Source organism: Capnocytophaga sp. FDAARGOS_737, assembly GCF_009730375.1.
Lineage (GTDB): Bacteria > Bacteroidota > Bacteroidia > Flavobacteriales > Flavobacteriaceae > Capnocytophaga > Capnocytophaga leadbetteri.
The window spans coordinates 14714-36799 of record NZ_CP046316.1 but is presented as its reverse complement, the minus strand read 5'-3'; the positions used below and the strand labels follow the sequence as shown (position 1 = coordinate 36799).

The 22086-nt window shown below is 42.5% G+C and carries 16 protein-coding genes; 8 read left to right on the top strand and 8 right to left on the bottom strand.

The features are described 5' to 3' along the window. Positions 1 to 41: 41 nt before the first annotated feature. Both FOC45_RS00155 and FOC45_RS00150 read left to right on the top strand, forming a co-directional pair. Positions 42 to 1595, top strand: a complete 1554-nt coding sequence (locus FOC45_RS00155) for a phosphoethanolamine transferase (protein ID WP_009388390.1) — start codon at positions 42 to 44, stop codon at positions 1593 to 1595. A gap of 102 nt (positions 1596 to 1697) precedes the next feature. Next, on the top strand, positions 1698 to 3209 hold the full coding sequence (locus FOC45_RS00150; protein WP_009388391.1) for a GH3 auxin-responsive promoter family protein: 1512 nt from the start codon (positions 1698 to 1700) through the stop codon (positions 3207 to 3209). Positions 3210 to 3295: 86 nt separating this feature from the next. Here FOC45_RS00150 and FOC45_RS00145 read toward each other — a convergent pair whose 3' ends face one another. The 5 genes from FOC45_RS00145 to FOC45_RS00125 form a co-directional block, all read right to left on the bottom strand. Beyond that, positions 3296 to 5587 carry a TonB-dependent receptor gene (locus tag FOC45_RS00145; protein WP_009388392.1) on the bottom strand — a complete coding sequence of 764 codons (2292 nt, stop codon included), beginning with the start codon at positions 5585 to 5587 and terminating at the stop codon, positions 3296 to 3298. A gap of 192 nt (positions 5588 to 5779) precedes the next feature. Beyond that, positions 5780 to 6397, bottom strand: a complete 618-nt coding sequence (locus FOC45_RS00140; RefSeq protein WP_009388393.1) for a 4'-phosphopantetheinyl transferase superfamily protein — start codon at positions 6395 to 6397, stop codon at positions 5780 to 5782. A 337-nt stretch (positions 6398 to 6734) separates the two neighbouring features. Further along, on the bottom strand, positions 6735 to 7712 hold the full coding sequence (locus tag FOC45_RS00135) for a pyruvate dehydrogenase complex E1 component subunit beta (protein WP_009388394.1): 978 nt from the start codon (positions 7710 to 7712) through the stop codon (positions 6735 to 6737). Between the two features lie 163 nt (positions 7713 to 7875). Beyond that, positions 7876 to 8877: a DUF3592 domain-containing protein gene (locus tag FOC45_RS00130; protein ID WP_009388395.1), complete on the bottom strand. Its 1002-nt coding sequence runs from the start codon at positions 8875 to 8877 to the stop codon at positions 7876 to 7878. After that, positions 8878 to 10110, bottom strand: coding sequence for a peptidoglycan DD-metalloendopeptidase family protein (locus FOC45_RS00125; RefSeq protein WP_009388396.1), 1233 nt, complete (start codon positions 10108 to 10110; stop codon positions 8878 to 8880). 120 nt (positions 10111 to 10230) lie between these two features. Here FOC45_RS00125 and FOC45_RS00120 point away from each other — a divergent pair, with 120 nt between their 5' ends. Both FOC45_RS00120 and feoB read left to right on the top strand, forming a co-directional pair. Continuing rightward, a complete protein-coding gene (locus tag FOC45_RS00120) occupies positions 10231 to 10485 on the top strand; it encodes a FeoA family protein (RefSeq protein ID WP_155846674.1) in 255 nt (84 codons plus the stop codon). After that, positions 10469 to 12628 carry a ferrous iron transport protein B gene (gene feoB, locus FOC45_RS00115; protein WP_009388398.1) on the top strand — a complete coding sequence of 720 codons (2160 nt, stop codon included), beginning with the start codon at positions 10469 to 10471 and terminating at the stop codon, positions 12626 to 12628. Before FOC45_RS00120 ends, feoB begins: the two co-directional genes overlap by 17 nt. Positions 12629 to 12717: 89 nt before the next feature. On the opposite strand, the gene FOC45_RS00110 is transcribed toward feoB, so the two are convergent. The 3 genes from FOC45_RS00110 to FOC45_RS00100 all read right to left on the bottom strand — a co-directional run bounded on the left by FOC45_RS00110 (position 12718) and on the right by FOC45_RS00100 (position 16448). After that, complete coding sequence (locus tag FOC45_RS00110) at positions 12718 to 14997, bottom strand: TonB-dependent receptor (RefSeq protein WP_009388399.1); 2280 nt, start codon at positions 14995 to 14997, stop codon at positions 12718 to 12720. Between the two features lie 171 nt (positions 14998 to 15168). Next, positions 15169 to 16107: a hypothetical protein gene (locus tag FOC45_RS00105; protein ID WP_009388400.1), complete on the bottom strand. Its 939-nt coding sequence runs from the start codon at positions 16105 to 16107 to the stop codon at positions 15169 to 15171. A gap of 119 nt (positions 16108 to 16226) precedes the next feature. Continuing rightward, complete coding sequence (locus FOC45_RS00100; protein WP_009388401.1) at positions 16227 to 16448, bottom strand: hypothetical protein; 222 nt, start codon at positions 16446 to 16448, stop codon at positions 16227 to 16229. A gap of 351 nt (positions 16449 to 16799) precedes the next feature. Between FOC45_RS00100 and FOC45_RS00095 the strand changes: the two genes are divergently transcribed. Genes FOC45_RS00095 through FOC45_RS00080 form a run of 4 tightly spaced genes read left to right on the top strand, consistent with a single transcriptional unit; the run spans position 16800 to position 22080 of the window. Further along, the gene (locus FOC45_RS00095) at positions 16800 to 18032 is read left to right on the top strand and encodes an AAA family ATPase (protein ID WP_009388410.1); all 1233 of its coding nucleotides are present in this window, start codon (positions 16800 to 16802) and stop codon (positions 18030 to 18032) included. Beyond that, positions 18029 to 18661 (top strand): HNH endonuclease, encoded by a 633-nt coding sequence (locus tag FOC45_RS00090; protein ID WP_009388412.1) that lies wholly within the window; start codon positions 18029 to 18031, stop codon positions 18659 to 18661. The genes FOC45_RS00095 and FOC45_RS00090 overlap by 4 nt, the downstream gene beginning before the upstream one ends. 14 nt (positions 18662 to 18675) lie before the next feature. Then, positions 18676 to 19800, top strand: a complete 1125-nt coding sequence (locus FOC45_RS00085) for a DegT/DnrJ/EryC1/StrS aminotransferase family protein (protein ID WP_155846571.1) — start codon at positions 18676 to 18678, stop codon at positions 19798 to 19800. A gap of 15 nt (positions 19801 to 19815) precedes the next feature. Beyond that, positions 19816 to 22080, top strand: coding sequence for an NADP-dependent malic enzyme (locus tag FOC45_RS00080; RefSeq protein ID WP_009388415.1), 2265 nt, complete (start codon positions 19816 to 19818; stop codon positions 22078 to 22080). The last annotated feature ends 6 nt before the right edge of the window (positions 22081 to 22086 follow it).

The following is a 22086-nucleotide window of genomic DNA, read 5'->3' as shown; positions in this document are numbered from 1 at the left end:
TTTTTTTTATTATTTTTGCAACTGATTTATTATAGAAAGTGATGAAACTAAAAGCGTATTTGTTTGAAATCTTACTACTACTGTTTTCGGTAGCTATTCCTTTTGCCCTTGATATGAATCTGGCGGTCTATGGTATGCTGGCTACCTTTCTGCTGTTTTTAGCATTAAGACGTACTTACTACGGGTTGTTTTTAGTGGCTTTTGGCTTTATTGCGATTACTTGTGTACTGTTTTTGCCTCAGATTATATGGTTTGGTCACCCCCCTGCTACTATGATAGGGGCTTTCTTTGAAACAGACTTTCGCGAAAGCAAAGAGTTTATGCAATCGTTGCCTCTATACGCCTATGGGGTATCGGTACTGACGCTACTCTTCAGCCTTTATATACTATACTTAGGAAAGAAAAAACGTTATGTGCGCTCGCGTAGGCATTGGCTCATCACAGGGGCTATGGCTCTGGTAGGGATAGGGCTAACAATATATCGCCCTTTAAAAAAGATTGAAGAAATAGGTAGTTTTAGCTGGGAGACCTCGCGCACTGCCCCTATCGCTTTTTACGCCTCTATTTACAACAATATAGAGCGCTATCAACAATTGCGCCGAGAACTGAACGAACAGCTAACAGGTGAGCCTACGTGGCAGATAGAAAGCAGTGCGCCTGCCTATCGCAACTACGTGTTGGTAATAGGCGAGAGTGTGCGCCGCGACTATATGTCGGTGTATGGGTTTCCGATAGAAAATTCGCCTTTTCTGGAGGGAGTGAAAGGCTCCATATTAGAGGGCTATACCGCAGCAGCCCCTAACACTACTACGGCACTGCTGCGTATGTTTTTGCAGCGCAAAGGCGAAGAGGAGTTCGTGTATGAAAATAACCTTATCAGCTTAGCTAAAGGGGCAGGATTTGAGACCTATTGGCTTTCTAATCAGGGTTCGGTAGGTACGTGGGATACGCCCATCAGCAAGATAGCTTCGCTCTCGGACTATCGCACTTTTACTAAAATGGGCGAGTACGACTCGATGAACATTTACGACACTGCCCTACTGCCAGTGCTGAAGCGCTACTTGCAACAAAAAAGCCATAAGCCACGACTGCTGGTAGTGCATATTATGGGATCGCATTTGTACTTTCCTGAGCGCTTAGAAAACCCCATACACTACGATTATTACAACCGTAACTTTTCGGCTTATCTGCAGACTATAGAGCAGACTGACCATTTGCTATCGGCTATATACGCAGCGCTGCAAGCCCAGCAAGAGCCTTTTTCGCTGCTCTACTTTGCTGACCACGGGCTGATGACCAAAGATAGAGGCTCTTATTTCGCTACCCTCACTCACGGCGATACTCACCCCAACAAAGCGTGCTACCGCGTGCCTTTTGCCCTTATAAACAGCGATGACACTGAGCACAAGCAAGTGAAGGTAAATAAGTCGGCTTTTTACTTTCTGAGTGGGTATGCGCATTGGTTGGGCATTAGAGAGCGCAGTTTAGACAGCCATTACGATTTCTTATCGCCTACCCCCGACTCTCTACAGGTATTCGACCAATACAAGAATGTACCTTTTGCCGATTTGGCAGAAGATGAGGTAATAAAGTAATAGGCATTTGGTTATTTAGACGGAAATATATATCTTTGTAGCCGCAAATCATCGATACTCGGATAAAAGATAATTAACTAACACATTATCAGCAATAATAAGATGCCATTAGCACTATTTAATTCTATCACATCGTGGTTCCTCAAACGCCGCATAGACCAAATTCAGGAGTTTGTACAACACCCCCATAGGGTGCAAGAGCGCGTATTGCTCGAGCTGACTAATGCCGCTAAAAACACTGAATTAGGCAAGGCTTATAACTTCGGCGAGGTAACCAACTATCAGCAGTTTATACGCAATACCCCCCTTACTACTTACGAATCATTTGAGCCTTTCGTAGAACGTGCAAGGCGTGGCGAACGCAATATCTTTTGGCATACCCCTATCAAATGGTTTGCTAAGAGTAGCGGTACTACTAACGCCAAGAGTAAGTTTATACCCGTAAGCGAAGAGGCTTTGCAGCAGTGTCATTACAAATCGGGTAAAGATATGCTGTGTTTGTACCTGAACAATAACGAAGATTCTAACCTCTTTAAAGGGAAAAGTTTGCGCTTGGGTGGTAGCAAAGAACTATATGAGCAAAATGGCACTTATTTTGGTGACCTATCGGCTATACTGATTGAAAATCTGCCTTTTTGGGCTGAGCTTAGTTGTACCCCCAGCAATAAGGTGTCGCTGATGAGCGAGTGGGAAAGCAAGCTAAAAGCTATCATCAGAGAAGCTAAAAACGAAAACGTTACCAGCATAGCAGGGGTACCTTCGTGGATGCTAGTGCTGCTCAATCGGATATTAGAAGAGACAAAAAAAGAGCATTTATTAGAACTGTGGAAGCACTTAGAGGTGTATTTTCACGGAGGCGTGAGCTTCACTCCTTATAGGGAACAGTACAAGCATATTATCCCCTCTGATACTTTCCGTTACTACGAAATATACAACGCCTCTGAAGGCTTCTTTGCTATACAAGACCGCAATAATTCTGACGAGATGTTGCTGATGTTAGACTATGGTATTTTCTACGAGTTTATTCCGATGGATACCTTTGGCACTCCTGAGCAAACTATAATCCCTCTTAGCGAGGTAGCAATAGGCAAAAACTACGCAATGGTGATTACTACTAATGCCGGTTTATGGCGCTACCTGATAGGCGACACGGTGCGCTTTACCTCTGTGAGTCCGTATAGGATAAAGATTACAGGCCGCACGAAGCACTTTATCAATGTATTTGGGGAAGAGCTTATTATAGAGAACGCCGAGCGCGCCCTTGAGAAAGCCTGCGAGCAGACGGGTAGCCATCTGATAGAGTACACCGTAGCCCCTATATTTATGCAAGATAAGCTAAAAGGCGGACACGAATGGGTGATAGAGTTTGATGCCCCTCCGGCAAGCCTTGAGCATTTTACTGAGGTATTGGACACTGAACTTAAGAAACTCAACTCGGATTATGAGGCCAAACGCTATAACAATATGACCCTAAATATGCCTAAAGTGCACCAAGCGCGCACAGGGCTCTTCCACGATTGGCTAAAAGACAAAGACAAACTAGGCGGACAGAACAAAGTGCCCCGTTTATCTAACAGCAGAGAATATGTAGAGGAACTGCTGAAGCTATTATAAAATTATTTAGTTTTTCAAAAAAGGATTGCCAGCACATACAAGTACTGGCAATCCTTTTTTGTTGTTTTGTGAACTATTATTAATTGCTACATCTTCACCTTTAAGCCTACGAATACTGTACGAGGCAAAGCAGGCCCGTAGATATAATCGGCATCGCGTTTAGCCCCTTTATCAAAGTCGTTTTGGTACTGATTAAAGAGGTTTTTCACTCCGCAGCTCACTTCTAAAGGGAAGAAGTTGCTCACGTTGATTTGATATGAGGTGTTTAGCCCTATATCTACCAATCCTTTAGTAGTTTCTAAGCGGTTTTCAGCTATATAACCCGCTAAGTGCACTACTTTCATACTTCCGGTATACACGGTTACAAGATTGATGTCCCAGTTAGGGCGTGGCTTGTAGGTAGCTAGCAAGTTACCATATACATTAGGGGTTTTGAGCAGCTGGTCGGTGAAAATATTGTCTTCAGGATTTTGGGTGCTGTTGTACTTAGCACTTTGTATAGTAGTAGCTAACTGAAAGATAAATTGCTTATTAGGGCTATACTTCAACTCGATATTAAGTCCTTTTACGATTGCCCCATCGGTATTAAACTTCTCTTTTACTTTCAAGCCATTTTCTTCACCTATATCGCGATAGTCGAAACGGTCGTGTAGAGCCGTATAAAAACCTTCTATCATCGCTACAAACTGATGTGCCTCGTGGGTATGGTTGTACTCGAATGAAGCGGTAAAGCTATCAGAAGTTTCTTTTTTAAGGTCGTCAGAGAGTTTTACACGGCGTACCTCGCCACTAGGCAATTCGCTGTGTACATCTTCAGAATAGAAGAAAGGAGCGCGGAAGCCACGTCCGTAAGAAGCACGTGCTATGAAGTTCTCATCAATATTATACAACACACTAGCACGTGGGTTTAGCACTGTAATGCTGCTCTTGAGGATATCAGAAGTTACATTGTCTAAACGAAGTCCGCCTAATACCTTTACTTTAGGCGAAATACGCCAGTCAGCTTGGGTGAAAGCGCCGAAAATATTAGACTTTTGATTTACCGCCAAGATAAGAGGATTTACGCGTTTTTCTGATATTTTATCGTGCTGGTACTCTAACCCTGAAGTCCATTGTAGGTTGCCTTTGGCTATAGGCACATAGGCTGTATGTTGCCCTCCGAACGCCCAAATATGCTCTTTGGTAAGTCCGTAGTTGCCGGTTGAAGCCTCGATATCATTTCCTTCTAAACCACCGTAATAGTTATCGGCACGAGTGCGTTCGCCACTGGCATAAGCCGTAAACTTATGATTATAGGCAGGAGTGAAATACTCGTAGTTGGCTGTACCTCCTACCATTTGGGTACGGATACTCTCGGCTATATCAGCAAGGTGTTCAGGCTCGTCTAACTTGTTGCCCCCGCGTCTGTTTTCATTGCTCATATTCACTTCACCGGTGAGTTTGTGGCGGTCAGTAAAATCGTTGAAGAGTTTAGCCCCTACGTTTAGATTGCGCAAGCGAGTTATCTCGGTAAAATCATCGCCGTTAGCATCGTAGCTTTGACGAGCGCGGTGTAGTGCGTGGAACGAAATCCCTCTGGTGTAATTGTCGCTTATTAGTGACCCATTTAGCGAACTTACCACATCGGCAGCTTTGCCTGCGATAAGGCTGCTCACTACCCCTGCTTGGGCTTCGTTTTTGATAGGGTTTTTAGTGATAACATTTATAGTACCTGCAATAGCATTAGAGCCGAAGAGCGCTGAGCCCCCACCGCGTATTACCTCGATGCGCTCAATCATATTAGCAGGAATCTGGTCTAAACCATACACCCCATTAAGCGACCCAAATATAGGGCGCCCATCGATGAGTATTTGCGAGTAAGGCCCGTCTAAGCCATTGATACGCACTTGGGTAGTACCGCAGTTCTGACAGTTTACCTCAGTGCGCAACCCAGGCTGAAATACCAAGCCTTCTACTAAGGTGTGCGCCTTAGCAGTAGCGAGTTCTTTAGTACCTGTTATGCTTACCAATACGGGAGCGTCTTTGCGATTCTCTTTGGTTTTGGTAGCGGTTATCACCACTTCGTCAATACCTAAGACGTCTTCCTTTAGATTGATAGGGAGTTGAACTGTTTGGTCGGCATTGATGATTATTTTGTCGTTATGAGGTTTATACCCCAATGATTGTACTTTTAGGCGATACTCGCCAGCAGGCAAGCTAAGCGTATATTGCCCGTTGCGGTCGGTAGTCGTCCATTTTTTGATGGTTTTGTTTTCAAGCTGAATAGAAACAGCCTCTAAAGGTAGGTCTGAAGAAGTAACCTTACCGGTAATAGTGCCATTCTGCGCAAAGCCAATAGCACCAATAAATATAGCAATTGCTACTAAATACGTTTTCATATATCTTATCTAAATTGAATTATTCGGTGCAAAGATATAACGTTTTTAGATAACACGAAAATTTTTAACATATTATTTTTAGACAAATTGAATTTCTATATTTTAGACATACAAAAAAGGGCTACCTATAGGCAGCCCTTTTATCTTTAAATTTCCTTTTTTAATTGCTAATTATCAATTCAACATTCATAATTATTTAATGTGTAGGCAATAGCTCAGCACGAAGTCGCTTATAAAATGAAAGAACACTTCATAGACTGTTTTCTCTACCTTTATCTCAGTACGTGTATCTGTAGGAAAAAAATCGCGTACTTTGATATCGTTGAGCGTGAGGGCTGGATTACCGTGTACTTTGAAGCCCACCTCTTTAGCGCACCAAATCATAGTGAGTTTCTGTACTATATTTTCGAATGAGAAGGCAGCTGTACGATAGTCCCATTGAGTATATTTAGGGGCTATGCGGACGATTTTATCTCTCTTTTTCTCTATATCTACTCCTACGCCTCTGTTGCTGATAATCACAGCTACTTTGTCAAACGAATGACTAATAGAAATCTGTTTGCCATCGCTTAGGAAGGGTTTGCCATTAGGGTCATAAAACAGCGCATTAGGAGGATAACCTAAATTCTTAAGCAAAAATCTTGTTGCTAAGAAATTTTTCTTACCTTTTTCGTTGTGTATTGCCTGAAACATCTCATTTTGCTGAGGTGTAAGGCTCACTCCCTCTTGCAAAGTAGCAAGAGGTTCTTGAACATCCCAGACGTATAGTCGGGATTTCTGATCAATGTCTATTGTTTTAATTAAAGCCATATTATTATTATTTCTTTCATCTGAATTTCACTACAAAAGTAGAGATTTTTTGATTTCTACACAAATGTACAAGAGGTAGGGTTCTTTATTTAACATAAAAAATTTACTAACAAATGTATTAATTATATTAAAATTTGGCTGTTTATTAATATTTTATATACGTTTATTTATTAAATCGATGCAAAATAGTTCGTTGTAAATTTAACATTGAAAAATTACAAGTTTAACATCGCATTAACAGTAATACTGACAAAAAAAGTCCTTGTGGAAGAGAGACCACAAGGACTAAAAAAATAAAATATAACTTTAAAAAAAATAAAAATGATATGCAAATTACTTATTTGTAAAGTACTTTTTTCACTGCTTTTACTACATCGTCAGCATTAGGCAACCATTCTTTTAGCAATTCTGAAGAGAAAGGCGCTGGGGTATCAGCTGTAGTAATACGTTGTACAGGTGCGTCTAAGTAATCAAAAATGTTTTCTTGTACTTGGTAAGTGATTTCAGAAGAAACACTGCTGAAAGGCCAAGCCTCTTCGAGGATTACTAAACGATTTGTTTTCTTCACTGAGTTGAAGATAGTTTCAAAGTCCATTGGGCGGATGGTACGTAGGTCGATAACTTCGCACTCTATACCTTCTTGAGCCAAAATATCAGCTGCCTTGTAGGCTTCTTTGATGATTTTACCAAATGACACTATGGTTACGTCTTTACCTTCGCGTTTGATGTCTGCTACTCCTAATGGAATTGTGTACTCTTCTTCAGGTACTTCACCTTTATCACCATACATTTGCTCTGACTCCATAAAGATAACTGGGTCATTATCGCGTATAGCTGATTTTAGTAGTCCTTTAGCATCATAAGGGTTAGAAGGTACTACAACCTTTAGCCCTGGGCAGTTAGCATACCAATTCTCAAAAGCTTGAGAGTGGGTAGCAGCCAGCTGACCTGCAGAAGCGGTAGGGCCTCTAAATACTATCGGAATATTGAACTGACCGCCAGACATTTGGCGCATTTTTGCTGCGTTATTGATAATTTGGTCAATAGCTACTAGCGAAAAGTTGAAGGTCATAAACTCTACTATAGGACGGCAGCCATTCATAGCAGCTCCTACTGAAATACCTGCGAAACCGCCTTCAGCTATAGGGGTATCGATGATGCGTTTAGGTCCGAACTCATCGAGCATTCCTTTAGAGGCTTTGTAGGCACCGTTATATTCGGCTACCTCTTCACCCATTAAATAAATAGACTCATCGCGACGCATCTCTTCACTCATCGCTTCGCAAACAGCTTCTCTAAATTGTATCGTTCTCATTTATATGAAAATTATAAAATTAAAGTATATAACTAAAATTGTCTGTTATTTTTCTTTTGAAAGCACAAAAGTAATAATAATTATTGAATATCCTACATTTTTGCGATTTTTATTTCGCATTTTTTTCTTAATGTATTGTTTTATAGCTATTTATAAAATTTAGTTATTTTTTATTTGTCATTACCAAATAATACGCCTCTACTGAAATAGAAGAAGCCCTAAAAGTTATCACCTCTACCCGTTTCACCGTATAAGCAGCTGTTTCATAAAGCTTAACCTTTTCGCTCTTTCCGTCTTCTAAAGGCAAAGAGGTAGTTTCGGGCTGCTTTAGCACAGGGGTTCTTTGTATAAAATCGTAGGTATAGCCACTCTCATAAAGGGCAATGCCGTGCGATGAGATTAGCAAAGACTCTTGTAGCTGATCGTTCTTAAATAGATGCCCCTCTATCACCAAAGGACGGTCGGGAAGCTCATCCTCAGCAGCAACCTCCCACGTGGGACTGATACGTTTCAGCGCCTCCAACACCTCAGCAGGCGAGGTAGCAAACAGTGTATTGAGGTCTTGCAGCTGTAGCTTTCGGTTCTGCCGCTCTTGGTATCGCTCTATGTTTCCCCCTGCCATAAGTCTGAAGACAGTAGGCTGCTTAGGCAGGTATAGCACCTTTAGGCGCTGCCCTTTGTAAATCATACTAAAGAGCTCTTTGGGGACAGCTGTGCTAAAAGTATACTGCTTAGCGGTTTTGGCATCAGCAAACGACACTTGCACCTTGTAGTTTTCTGAGGTACTGCCGATACGCTTTATGGTTTCTCGCTGTCCTTGCTCGATAGTCGCCTCAGCATATAGCCCTTCGGTCTTCAGCAGGTAATCTATGCGATAGTTTATCAGCTGATAGATAACAAAGCCCGCAACGATAAGCACCATCACTGGTATAAAGGCATTCATTGGGGTATTAGTAGGCGCTTCTTTGTCGAGCATAGCCGTGCGCAACGCGCTAAAAGTTGTAATTTCGGCTATGGCTAAGAAAGAGAGCAAGCCTATCAGCACCCCCATCAGCAAAGCGTAGTATATACCCCCTTTTTCAAATGCCTCTATGGGGAAAAAGACCACCGCAGCGGCAATTGTCAGCAGAGCGGCTATTATCCAGAAAAGACGGGTACGGCTCATCTATTTGTTACTTTGCAAATTATCTAATTGTGCTTTCAGCGGCTTGATATACTCTAAGTAAGGAGCTTTTAGCTTGTCGTCTATAGGCACGGCATCGGGTAGTTTTTCTTTCAGTGGGTCTACTTGCACGCCATTCTTCCAAAAACGATAGCACACGTGGGGGCCTGTAGCCAAGCCGGTACTACCCACTAACCCAATTACCTCGCCTTGCGCTACGTGCTGCCCTTTACGGGCTATAATTCTCGACATATGTAGGTACTGGGTAGTATAGGTGTTGTTATGGCGTACTTTTACGTAATTGCCATTACCTGAGGTATGTCCTGCCTCTATCACTGTGCCGGCTGCCGTTACGCGTATAGGGGTACCGGTAGGAGCGGCGTAGTCGGTGCCAAAATGCCCTTTCATACGGTGTAGCACGGGGTGAAAACGCATCCCGAATTTAGAGGTAATACGAAAGATATCTAATGGCGATTTGAGGAACATACGCTTCATCATATTTCCGTTTTCATCGTAAAAGCCATTGGTGCCTTTGATAGTGTCGGTAGTGTAGTTGAAAGCGTAATACTTTTTGCCTTCCCACTCGAAGTAAGCTGCTTTTACCTTTTCGACCCCTGCAAAAATAGTATCTTCTACATAGCGTTCGTCATAAATAATCTTGAAAACATCGCCTTTTTGTAGGCGGAAGAAGTCGATGGTGTAGTCAAAAATCTGTCCTAACTGATAGGTAGCGTTTTGGCTGATACCTGCGGCTTGCGCATCTACTGTCAGGTTGTTTTCTATGCTGCCTGCAAAGGCTTTTTCTACCACCGATACTTTGCGCTGAGCGGTATAAGCATAGATAGAATCGGTTAGGTGCACCACTATATAATCCACCACATTGGGCTGATATACAAAACTATGGGGCGTGTTGGGTTTCTTCTTGTCGTACAGAAAGGCGTACATTTTGCCTACGTGAAAGTTCTTAGGGTTAATGAGCTCTTTGGTTTGGGTGGTTATGTTATAGATGTCGCCCACAGCTACGCCCTTCTCTTCCAAAAGCTTGCCAAAAGTATCGCCCTGCCTTAGGGTATCTTTATTAATATTGTAATCATTGAGGTTAAAACCGAATTCATATACAGGTGCTGGGGTAGCTACTTGGGTAGTAGCACTAGTAGTGCCTGTGCTAATAGTATACTGCTCGCACGAGGTTAGTGCAAGGGCACTAAGAGCCATATAAAACGCTTTTTTTATCATTTTTCTCTTTTGTTAATATCGGGCAAAGATACTATTTATTATTGACAATTTGGTCATTATCAAAAAAAATATTAATTTTGCTCGTCTAAAAATATTTTTAATACTAATAGAACTTATATGATAACGCTTACTTTAGCATCGCTACAATACGGACAAACAGCGGTTATCGCAGGCTTTGCCCCTGACTGCCGACAAGAGGTGCGCCAACGCTTGTTAGACTTGGGGTTTGTGCGCGGCACTACCATTAGGGTAGAGAATGTAAGTCCGCTATCCGACCCTGTGGCGTACAATATCCACAACACCCAGATTGCCTTGCGAAAAAGCGATGCTTTATGTGTACTGATAAACTTAGAAGAAAATGAAAAATGTATGTGATACTTGCGAACTAAACCCTGCTGCCTCGCTCAAACGATTGGGCGAAGAGCAAGGCGACTATAGCTATACTATCGCCTTAGCAGGCAACCCTAATACGGGCAAAAGTACCGTGTTCAACGCTCTTACAGGGCTACACCAACACACGGGCAACTGGACGGGCAAGACCGTAACACGTGCCGAGGGGAGTTTCTCTTTCGGCGGTACGCGTTATAAAATGATAGACCTCCCTGGCACTTACTCGCTGCTTTCTACCTCTGAAGACGAAGAGGTAGCCCGCGATTTTATCCTCTTCGGAAAGCCCGATGTTACAGTAGTGGTGGTAGATGCCAGCCGATTAGAACGCAACCTCAGCCTTGCGCTACAGATATTAGAAATAACTGACAAGGTAGTGCTATGCCTGAACCTGATGGACGAGGCGCGCCGCCACCACATCAGCATAGATACGCGCACCCTTTCGCGTGATTTGGGCATACCGGTAGTAGCCACCAGCGCGCGTACTAAAGAGGGCATAACCGACCTACTACAAGCTATAGAAGCCGTAGTAAGTGGGGCTTTTCAAACTAAAAAACAAACTTTTATCGACCTACCTAAACAGAATGCTGAAGCTATTGCTCAGCTTAGCCAGCTGCTCAGCGAACTGAACCCTGCGCTACCCAATACGCGCTGGTTAGCGATGCGCCTTATCGAGGGCGATGAAAGCGTAAAAAAAGGGGTTGCTGAAGGGGTATTTTCTGAAGTCAATTCTTCAGAGAAGCAAACACGAGTGCTACGGATAGCCGATGAGTATCACCGCTTATTGGGGGACAGCTATCGCAACGATTTGGTAGAGGCTATTTATGCCAAAGCAAATGCTTTATGTAGGGCTTCAGTAAGCACTGACTTTTCGGCGCGTTCTTTCCGCATTGACCGCGCTATCGACCGCATTGTTACCCACCGACTATGGGGCTTCCCTATTATGTTGCTATTGCTTTCGGCAGTACTGTGGATTACCATTATCGGGGCTAACTACCCTTCGCAATGGCTCTCCGATTTGTTTATAGGGTGGCTATACCCTTTGCTAAAAGAAGGTGCTACGGCTTTGCACTTCCCTTGGTGGCTGAGCGGTTTCCTCATCGATGGGGTCTATCTGGCTACGGTATGGGTAGTATCGGTAATGCTGCCCCCTATGAGTATCTTCTTTCCGCTCTTCACCCTACTCGAAGACTTTGGCTACCTACCGCGTGTGGCCTTCAACCTCGACCGTATGTTTCGCACCGCTGGCGCACACGGCAAGCAAGCCCTAACGATGAGTATGGGCTTTGGCTGCAATGCCGCTGGCGTGGTAGCTACCCGCATTATTAACAGTCCGCGCGAAAAGCTCATCGCTATCATCACCAATAACTTTTCGCTATGCAATGGGCGCTGGCCTACCCAAATACTTATCGCTACGCTCTTTATAGGGGCATTAGTACCCAAAGAGTGGTCGGGCACCGTATCGATGTTGGCGGTGATAAGCATAGCCGTATTGGGGATTGCCTTTTCGCTTTTCACCTCGTGGCTGTTGTCTAAAACACTGCTGAAAGGGGAATCATCTTTCTTTGTGCTTGAGCTACCCCCTTACCGCCCGCCGCGTTTCTTTCAGACGCTCTACACTTCGCTTATCGACCGCACCCTTATCGTACTATGGCGGGCTGTCGTATTTGCCGCTCCCGCAGGGGCTGTTATCTGGCTTATTTGCAATATTCCTATTGGCAGTCAGCCGTTAGCTCTTTGGCTCATACAAGGGCTCGACCCTATAGGTATGTTCATCGGACTCAATGGGGTGATACTCCTTGCCTACGTGGTGGCGATACCTGCTAATGAAATTGTTATCCCTACCATACTGATGCTTACCACTATGGTATTAGGACAAGCTACCGCAGCCGAAGCAGGGGTACTAATGGAGGCTACCAACAGCGAAGTTGGCAACCTACTACACGCCGGTGGCTGGACGCTCCTCACGGCTGTAAATCTGATGCTTTTTAGCCTTTTGCACAACCCTTGTAGCACTACCATCTACACCATCTACAAAGAGACTAACAGCAAGAAATGGACGCTCATTGCTACTTTCCTGCCTATACTATACGGCGTGATAGTTTGCTTTTTAGTAAAAACGATTTTTTAAAGACAAGAGAGAAAATACAAAAGACGAAATGCGAGTAACACCCGTATTTCGTCTTTTGTATTTTGTATTTTGTATTTCTTCTTTATTTTTTAGAACTGATAGCCTACACCACCTAATACACTGATAGTAGCTGCTGGCATAATACCTCCCCAAGCATTGTGGCGCGTAGTGAAGTATTTGCGATTGAGCAAGTTAAGGGCATTAAGGTTGAAGTTCCATTGCTTGTAGCTATAGCTAGCCGTTGCATTAAGCAAGAAGAACTTAGGTATTAAACCTACATTGCCATTAGCTGAGCCTTCTAAAGTATTAGCAAGGTCTGAAAACTGCGAACTTACAAAGTTGCCATATACGTTGGTAGTAAGGGTGCCCTCGCCTACCCCACATTGGTATTTAGCCCCTGCGGTTGCAGTATAACGCGGTGCATAAGGTACGCGGTTGCCTTTGTTCATTCCGTACTCTATAGTAGCTCTTTGTATGGCTCCACTACCGTAGAGTTTTAATCCTTCTACCGGATAAATAGCACCACTTACTTCTATCCCTCTGTGTAGGGCTTTTCCTCCGTTGTTTAGCAAACCACTTTCGCGGAATATTTTATGATTGAAGTCTAATATATAGGCGGCTAACTCCACTTCTAACCATTGGGTAGGGCGTGTGCGTAGTCCTATTTCGTAGTTATCAGAAGTTTCAGCATCGAGGTCGCCATTGGTTTCGAATGCTGAACGTATCTGCGGCATCTTATACCCTTTAGAATAGGTAGCATAAGCGCGATACTGCTCAGAGAATTTGTAGAACAACCCTAATGAGTAAACAAAAGCATCTTCGTTGCGGTTGTCCCAACTATTCTTGTAATAATCTTCTTTGTCGTAATTCACAAAAGTATAGCGCACCCCTGGGTTGATGTTTAGCTTATCGGTGATGTGGAACTCATCGAACACATACCCCTCTACTACCGCTACGGTATTAGCCGAGTTGGCAGTAGTCTTGCCTGCTTTCTTGCCCATTTCATCGCCAGCTACTGATACCTCGTGGGTAACGTCAGTGTGTAGGCGGATACCTGCTAACAGCTTATTTTCTTTGTCGAATAGGGTATTAGTACGCTCGTAGTCTGAGAATAAGCCCACTGTAGGCACATCGCGTAGGGCAGCTGTAAACTTGCGCTTGCTAGCGGTAGCGTTGCGGTTGTCTAACCACCAGTCCCTTTTTAGGTAACTACCATATACCGAAGTGGTTAGGCTATTGGTTTCATCAAAACTGCGTTTGTATGAAATAGCGGTACTGAAGCGTCTTGCCTCGAAAAAGTCGTGCGGATTAACAGACTGCTCAGGGTCTTGCTCCCATTGTGCTTGACTAAGTCCGCCTGGGGTTTCAGAGTATTCGGTAAAGCCGTTTAAGAAGAAACGCCATTCGTTTTTGTCGCCTACCTTAGCTGTTACGTTGGCGGTAAGGTCGTTTACGTTATAGCGGCTGCGCGACTTTCTAAAGCCATCGCCTTGTCGGCGGTGAAAACCTGCGTAGTAGTTCATAGCCCCTTCATTAGTATTGCCTACCGTTTCCACCCCTATATTTAGGGCATTGTGGTTGCCGTATTGTAGGTTGATGCCTGTATAAGGGCGAGCGGCTCCTTTTTTAGTGATGATGTTTACCACCCCACCTATACTACCACTTCCGTAGAGGGCAGGCGAAGCGCCTTTTATCACTTCTACACTTTCTATAGCACCTACGGGCATCATATAGTAACCGCCCATATCAGAATAACTCTGTCCGATAGGTATTTTACCGTCTATTACCACTAAAGTGTTGCTATTGCGGTTGGGCTCTATACCGCGCAAGCCTATACCTGGGCGCAAGCCACGACCGTCTTCATCTATGTAGTTCACCCCTGGCATAAAGCGCACCGCATCGCCCACTGCTGGGATAGCTAATTCTTTTATTTGCGAAGCTGAAATAACATTTACAGTGCCTGCAAAGTCTTTTATCTGGCGTTTGATACCGGTAGAAGTAACGGTTACCTCGCCTAACTCTTGTGTAGAGGCTTTCATCTGTACGCTGATAGATGAGCGCCCATTTAGGGCAATCTCTTGGGTTTGGTAACCCAAAAATCGGAAAACGAGTACCGCATTAGCATCAGCCTTGAGGGTAAAACGCCCCTCTTCATCGGTGATAACGCCTCGGTGAGTGCCTTTTACTACCACACTAACCCCTAACATAGGAGAGCCATCGGTATCGAACACTTGTCCTTCTACCTCTATCTCTTCTTGTTGAAAGCGCGTTACGCTTGTATTTTCGAGGGCTGAAGACTTCGCTTCGGCTACCTCAGAGGCTATCATAGCTAACAGCAGACTACCCCAAAATAGTGATTTGTTTTTCATAAAAACATTTATTTATTACTTTTCGGGGCGCAAAAATAAAAACTTTCTAAATAATTGCAAGCATTTATGTAGAAAATTTTTAAATAATATTACTTTAGAGACGAAAAACAAAAGACGAAATACGGGTGTTACTCGCATTTCGTCTTTTATTCTTTGTACTTCGTCTTTATTTTAGTATTCGATTTCTTCTATCGATTTAAGAGTTTTTACGTTACTACCTCTTTGTCCAAAGAATTTTTTCATTGTAGGATATCCCTTACTGTTATAAGTAAGCTCAACAGAGGTAATATTCTTAACCAAATTTCCTTGATAATCAGTAAAGCTATCCACTTGTTCTATCAGGTTATTTTTACTAAAACTTTTTTGTAAGAAATAATCAGGATTTGCCATTTTCATCAACGCATTCAGTGGTGTAGGGTTTGTATTGCTATCGTATTTATACTCGGTAGTGTGCCCTCTCTCTATTTTTTTTATTAGGTTGCCCCCTGCTACGGTATAAGTAGTAGTGTTGGTTTGAGTACTTGTACCTGTTACTACCGCTCCATTCCCATCGCGATAAGTAACGGTTTCATTTACGATAATATCACTACCGCTATAGGCTAACACACTCTCAGAATGTCTATTTACCTTTTTGCGCTCTCCATTAATCCAAGTACTTGAAACGCTCTGTCTGATAATCTTTGTTAGCTGTTCACCCTCATAGCGGTATTCTTGGGTATAAGAATTTCCGCCTTCTGTTGTTCTATGAGGCTCTACGCGTGTTTCTTTTATCATACGCCCTTGTCCGTCATAGGTATAATCTTCAATTGCATAATCTTCTGTAGAAGGTTCGCCATGTTTTAGTTGTTTTATACGGTTACCCTCGTATTCTACTCTCATAATACTAGCAGTACCTGTTTGAACGCCATTCTCATATTGAATAGAAGTAACCGACAACAGGTTGCCGTTCTGAATGTTGTAGGTTGTTACACTACTCCTATTACTATTAGGGTAAGTAGTAGTTATTTTCTTAGGGAAAGCACCCTCTTGTATGCCTGTATCGTTGTTGTCATCTTTACCACAACCCACTAAGGCTACGCTTGCCATTAAGGCGATAAAAAACTTTTTCATATAGATATTATTTTTAAATTTGGGGCAAAAGTACAAATAAATTTACCAATTAGCAAAGGATTACTACTTTTTCTTGTCAAACAAATCGGTATGAGAGCCCAAGCGCGATAGGTCTGATTCTATTTTAAAGATTTCAAAAGCTCTTCGGTAGAGTCAAAAAACTTAGTATTTTTATCTCTCCTCATTTGCTCTACTTCTTTCATAGCCTGAAGCGTTACTTCATTAGGCACATAGGCTTCCTCTTCAAAAACTACCTTTTTAGCTTTGAACTTCTCTAATAATGCTCTAATTATAGGAATATCAATTGTATTTATCTCTGCGTGTAATATAGCTGTACTCATATCTTTCTATTTTAGAGGGCAAAGATACTGAATAATTTGCCAATTAGCAAATTTTTCCTTCCTACTGATTTAGCAGAAAAATACACTACTGCTACCTTCCCTATACAAACGATACAAGAACAATACAGCAAGAGCGAACGATAACCGAAAGATGAGCAAAGTATAAACCTCTAATTATTGTCTAAAAACCAGAAAAATATCCTACCCCCATTCCTCCCAGCCTTCCCAGCCCTCTCATACCTCCCATTAACCAAAATATTTCGCCCTTTCAACCTTAAATAATTAGTCGTTAAACATTCATAATTGATATTTATTTTATATCTTTGCATTTTGAAAAGTTATAGAGCATCTATGAGTAGATATATCAAAAATATACATATCAATAAAGTACGACATCTGAAGGACATAAATATTCCTTTGGAAAAGGAATATTATCCTCATTTGATGATTACTGGTAAGAATGGTAGTGGGAAAACTTCTCTGCTCAATGCTATTGCTAATCATATTGAAAGAATAGCAAATGATGACTATAAGAGTTTTGAAAGTTATGAGAGACAGATAGAATATTGGGAAAAACAACTAAAAGATAATTCTAAGAATACTCTTTCTATAGAAAAGGATTTAGAGTATTGGAAAAGTCAATATGAGCTCTTTTTTGGGGAGGTAATAGTTGCTTTTGAAGATGTTGATAACCTTATTAGAAAATATCAAGACGGCAATTTTATTATTGCTTTTTATGAAGCACATAGAACTATAAAAAACCTCCAAGAACCTAAAAACCCTACTAAACCTAAACTTCAAGATAAATGGGAAATAAAGCAAACCTCTACTCAAGAATTCTTAAAATTCCTTGCTGACCTTAAAATACAAGAGGCTTTAGCACGAAATGAAAAATTAGAGAGAGATGCTAACCAAATCAGAGAATGGTTTGTGAATTTTGAAAGGCTTTTGGGTGAGATTTTTCAAGATAAAGACTTGCAATTATATTTTAATTATAAAGATTATTCTTTTAAGATATTAACCAAAGGAAAAGAGTTTAAGTTTACAGAGTTATCAGATGGTTTTGCTGCAGTTTTGGATATAGTAGTAGACCTTATTCTGAAAATGCAGCATAAAAACCAACTTACAAGGGCTTATGAGTGCGAAGGTATCGTGTTAGTAGATGAGATTGAAACCCACTTGCACTTAGAATTACAAAAGGTCATTATGCCACTACTGACAAAGATTTTCCCTAATATACAATTTATCGTTACTACACACTCGCCTTTTGTGTTGAGTTCGCTCAGCAATGCCGTAGCGTTCGACTTAGAACACCAAGAAATAATAGAAGATTTAACCGAGTATTCATACGAATCATTAGCTGAAGGGTATTTTGGGGTAAAAACTGCTTCCAGCTATATGGGAATGCAATTGGATAGATTAGAGGAACTTTTGAAAAAAGAAATGCTTCCTCTTTCTGAAAAGACTGAACTAAAAGACCTTATCTGTGATTTTGATAAAATACCAGAGGTAGTCTCACCCAAAATTATAGGGAGGTACTTACAACTGAAGAACCAACATTTTGCAAAAATCAATGCGCTATGATACAATTGCAAAAAACTACCACCGCTCCTGCTTCTTTGGCTACTAAAAACAAATATGACGGCGAGGATGTGAAAGCCTTATTAGCCAAAGACCATTATGATAAATGCTATATCTGTGAGCGCCAACTGACTACTGATTTTCAAGTAGAACATTTGCACAGCCAAGAGCATTACCCTGATGAAAAGTATAATTGGGATAATCTTTTCTTTGTGTGTAGCTATTGTAATGGAAAAAAGTCGGCTAATTTTGACGGTATTGTAAACCCTACTAAAGAAGCTATTGAAGAGAAAATCGTGCAAACCCTTAATTATGACAAAGCAGATTTTGCTACTAATGATACTTCGGCGGCTATACAACAAACGATTGTGCTACTGAATCGTATTTTCAATGGGAAAAATGCCATAAGAACGCTTAAAGAAGAACTCTTTTTTGAGGAGTTTCTCTCAAAAATGAATAATTTTGAAAAAGCTGTTAATAATTATCTCTCTGCACCCACCCCAGAAACCAAGGAGGTAGTAAGAGAGTTACTCTCTATAAAACAAGATTTTTTAGGGTTTAAGTATTGGATAATCAAGAATAATCCCGCTCTTTTTCGAGAGTTTTCGAATAATATTATATGGAACAAGTGAAATATTCAACATATATGAAAAAAATACAAATGGTTGACCTACAAGGTCAGTATGAAAGAATTAGAAATCAGGTGCAGGCTTCTTTTGAAGAAGTGCTTAGTACTACTGCCTTTATCAATGGGCCTCAGGTACAGCAGTTTCAGAAAGAGTTAGAAGCCTATATGGGCGTGAAACACGTAATACCTTGTGCTAACGGTACCGATGCGCTGCAAATAGCTATGATGGGACTCGGTCTGAAAGAAGGCGATGAGGTGATAACTGCCGACTTTACCTTTGCCGCTACCGCAGAGGTGATTGCCCTACTAAAACTAACCCCCGTGCTGGTAGATGTGTATGACGATACTTTTAATATCAATATCGAAGCTATAGAAAAAGCTATTACACCACGCACTAAAGCTATCGTGCCTGTACACCTTTTCGGGCAACCGGCTAATATGGAGGCGGTTATGGCACTAGCTAAAAAGCATAACCTCTTCGTAATTGAAGATAACGCCCAAGCGATAGGGGCTGACTATACCTTTGCCGACGGTCGCCAACAGAAAGTGGGTACTATAGGACACGTAGGGGCTACCTCTTTCTTCCCTTCTAAAAACCTTGGTTGCTATGGCGACGGAGGGGCTATCTTCACTAATGACGATGAGCTGGCTTACACCCTTAGAGGTATCGTAAACCACGGTATGTATGTGCGCTATCACCACGATGTGGTAGGGGTAAACTCGCGTTTAGACTCGCTACAAGCGGCTGTACTACGCGCTAAACTGCCTCACTTAGACGAGTATAACAACTGCCGTCGCGAGGCTGCTCGCCAATATACCGAAGCCCTACAAGGCAACGCTAACATTATCACCCCTGTAATAGCTAAAGGCTACGACCACGTATTCCACCAATACACCTTGCGCATCACCAACGGCAAACGCGATACCTTGGCTAAAGTTTTTGCTGATAATGGGGTACCTTTTGGCATCTACTACCCTATACCGCTACACGCTCAGAAAGCTTACACTCGTAGCTCGTATAACGAGGCTGACTTCGGTGTAACCAATCAGTTAGTGCAAGAGGTTATCTCGCTACCGATGCACACCGAGCTGGAAGACGAGCAAATAGCTTTTATAACAGACCTTATCAATAAAACCGTATAATCAGAGATTAAAAAAATGGATCAAAGAAAAAAAGAAGAAGCATTACGCTATCACGAGTTTCCGCAACCCGGTAAGATAGCTATTGTACCTACCAAAAAACACGCTACCCAACACGACCTGTCATTGGCTTACTCGCCTGGTGTGGCTGAGCCTTGTTTGGCTATCGCAGAAGACAAAAGCAACGCTTATAAATATACCGCTAAAAGTAACCTTGTAGCCGTTATCTCGAACGGTACAGCTGTGCTCGGTTTGGGCGATATAGGCGCTGACGCTTCGAAGCCTGTAATGGAAGGGAAAGGATTGCTCTTCAAAATATTCGCAGGTATAGATGTATTTGATATTGAGGTAGATGCTACCGATGTAGATAAGTTTGTAGAAACCGTAAAAGCGATCGCTCCTACTTTTGGAGGGATTAACCTTGAGGACATCAAAGCGCCTGAGGCTTTTGAAATAGAACGCCGCCTGAAAGAAGAATTGGATATACCGGTGATGCACGACGACCAACACGGTACGGCTATCATCTCGGCTGCTGCCCTTATCAACGCGTTAGAAATCGTAGGCAAAGACATCAGCAAAGCACAGATAGTGGTAAACGGAGCTGGTGCGGCTGCTATCTCTTGCACTCGCTTATACGTAGCCCTCGGTGCTGACCCTAAGAACATAGTAATGTGCGATAGCAAAGGGGTTATCCGCAAAGATGCGCCTAACCTAACAGAACAGAAAGCTGAATTTGCTACCGACCGCGACCTACGCACGCTGGAAGAAGCTGTGAAAGGCTCTGATGTATTTATCGGACTTTCTAAAGGTAATGTACTTACCCCTGAAATGCTACTTTCGATGAACAAAGACGCTATCGTATTTGCGATGGCGAACCCTACCCCTGAGATTGACTACGACTTAGCAGTGAAAACTCGTCAGGATATTATAATGGCTACCGGTCGCTCAGATTATCCTAACCAAGTGAACAATGTGCTTGGGTTCCCTTATATCTTCCGCGGGGCGTTAGATGTACGCGCTACTAAGATTAACGAGGAAATGAAGTTGGCTGCGGTACACGCTATAGCCGAATTGGCTAAAAAACCTGTCCCTCAGCAAGTGAGTTTGGTATACGGAGGTGAGAACTTAACCTTTGGCAAAAACTACATCATACCTAAACCTTTTGACCCTCGACTTATATACGAAGTACCACCGGCTATCGCTAAAGCGGCTATCGCTACAGGAGTAGCCCAACACCCTATCACCGATTGGGAAGCCTACAAAGGCGAACTAATGGACAGAATAGGGGTGGGTAGCAAAGAAATACGCCTATTGCAAGACCGCGCTAAACGCGCTCCTAAGCGAGTAGTATTTGCAGAAGGCGATCAGAAAGAAGTGCTAAAAGCGGCACAACGCATTTACGAAGACGGTATCGGTATACCAGTGCTTTTGGGTAACAAAGATGTTATCAAAGCCTTAAAACACGAAATAGGTTTTACTGCCCGTGTAGATGTAATAGACCCTAAGAGCGATGCTGAACGCGCCCGCCGCGAACGCTTCATCGAGCTATACTGGAAACAACGCGAACGCCGTGGGGTAACCTACGAGGCAGCCGACCGACTAATGCGCGAGCGCAACTATTTCGGTACTATGCTTGTAGAAACCGGTCAGGCAGATGCTATGATTACCGGTTACTCGCACGCTTATCCTAACGCTATACGTCCGGTGCTGGAAATCATCAAAAAAGAAGAAGGTGTAACACGCATAGCTGCTGCAAGTATAATGCTCAGCAAACAAGGTCCTATTTTCTTATCGGATGCTACTATCAACATAGACCCATCGGCGGCTGACCTTGCTAATATAGCGCTGCTAACGGCTAAAGCGGTGAAATTCTTTGGCTTAGAACCTTCAGTAGCGATGCTATCGTATTCTAACTTTGGTTCAGCTACCTCTGAAAGTACGCTAAAGGTGCGCGAGGCTGTGGCTTACCTACACAAGCATTATCCTGACTTAGTGGTAGATGGCGAGATACAAGCAGATTTTGCCCTTAACCCTGACAAGATAGCCAAAACCTATCCGTTCTCTAAACTGAACAATGGCAAGGGGGCTAATGCGCTGATATTTCCTAACTTAGAGGCGGCTAACATCAGCTATAAGCTACTAAAAGAAACGCAGCACTTAGACACCATAGGCCCTCTGATTATGGGTCTTACTAAGCCTATACACATCACCACTATCGGGTCGACCGTAGATGAGATGGTAAACTTAGCTACTCTGGCTGTGATAGAAGCACAGGGTAAATAATTAACC

Coding starts and splice junctions, on each gene's coding strand:
- FOC45_RS00155 (WP_009388390.1), top strand. CDS start 42: ATGAAACTAAAAGCGTATTTGTTTGAAATCTTACTACTACTGTTTTCG.
- FOC45_RS00150 (WP_009388391.1), top strand. CDS start 1,698: ATGCCATTAGCACTATTTAATTCTATCACATCGTGGTTCCTCAAACGC.
- FOC45_RS00145 (WP_009388392.1), bottom strand. CDS start 5,587: ATGAAAACGTATTTAGTAGCAATTGCTATATTTATTGGTGCTATTGGC.
- FOC45_RS00140 (WP_009388393.1), bottom strand. CDS start 6,397: ATGGCTTTAATTAAAACAATAGACATTGATCAGAAATCCCGACTATAC.
- FOC45_RS00135 (WP_009388394.1), bottom strand. CDS start 7,712: ATGAGAACGATACAATTTAGAGAAGCTGTTTGCGAAGCGATGAGTGAA.
- FOC45_RS00130 (WP_009388395.1), bottom strand. CDS start 8,877: ATGAGCCGTACCCGTCTTTTCTGGATAATAGCCGCTCTGCTGACAATT.
- FOC45_RS00125 (WP_009388396.1), bottom strand. CDS start 10,110: ATGATAAAAAAAGCGTTTTATATGGCTCTTAGTGCCCTTGCACTAACC.
- feoB (WP_009388398.1), top strand. CDS start 10,469: ATGAAAAATGTATGTGATACTTGCGAACTAAACCCTGCTGCCTCGCTC.
- FOC45_RS00110 (WP_009388399.1), bottom strand. CDS start 14,997: ATGAAAAACAAATCACTATTTTGGGGTAGTCTGCTGTTAGCTATGATA.
- FOC45_RS00105 (WP_009388400.1), bottom strand. CDS start 16,107: ATGAAAAAGTTTTTTATCGCCTTAATGGCAAGCGTAGCCTTAGTGGGT.
- FOC45_RS00100 (WP_009388401.1), bottom strand. CDS start 16,448: ATGAGTACAGCTATATTACACGCAGAGATAAATACAATTGATATTCCT.
- FOC45_RS00095 (WP_009388410.1), top strand. CDS start 16,800: ATGAGTAGATATATCAAAAATATACATATCAATAAAGTACGACATCTG.
- FOC45_RS00090 (WP_009388412.1), top strand. CDS start 18,029: ATGATACAATTGCAAAAAACTACCACCGCTCCTGCTTCTTTGGCTACT.
- FOC45_RS00085 (WP_155846571.1), top strand. CDS start 18,676: ATGAAAAAAATACAAATGGTTGACCTACAAGGTCAGTATGAAAGAATT.
- FOC45_RS00080 (WP_009388415.1), top strand. CDS start 19,816: ATGGATCAAAGAAAAAAAGAAGAAGCATTACGCTATCACGAGTTTCCG.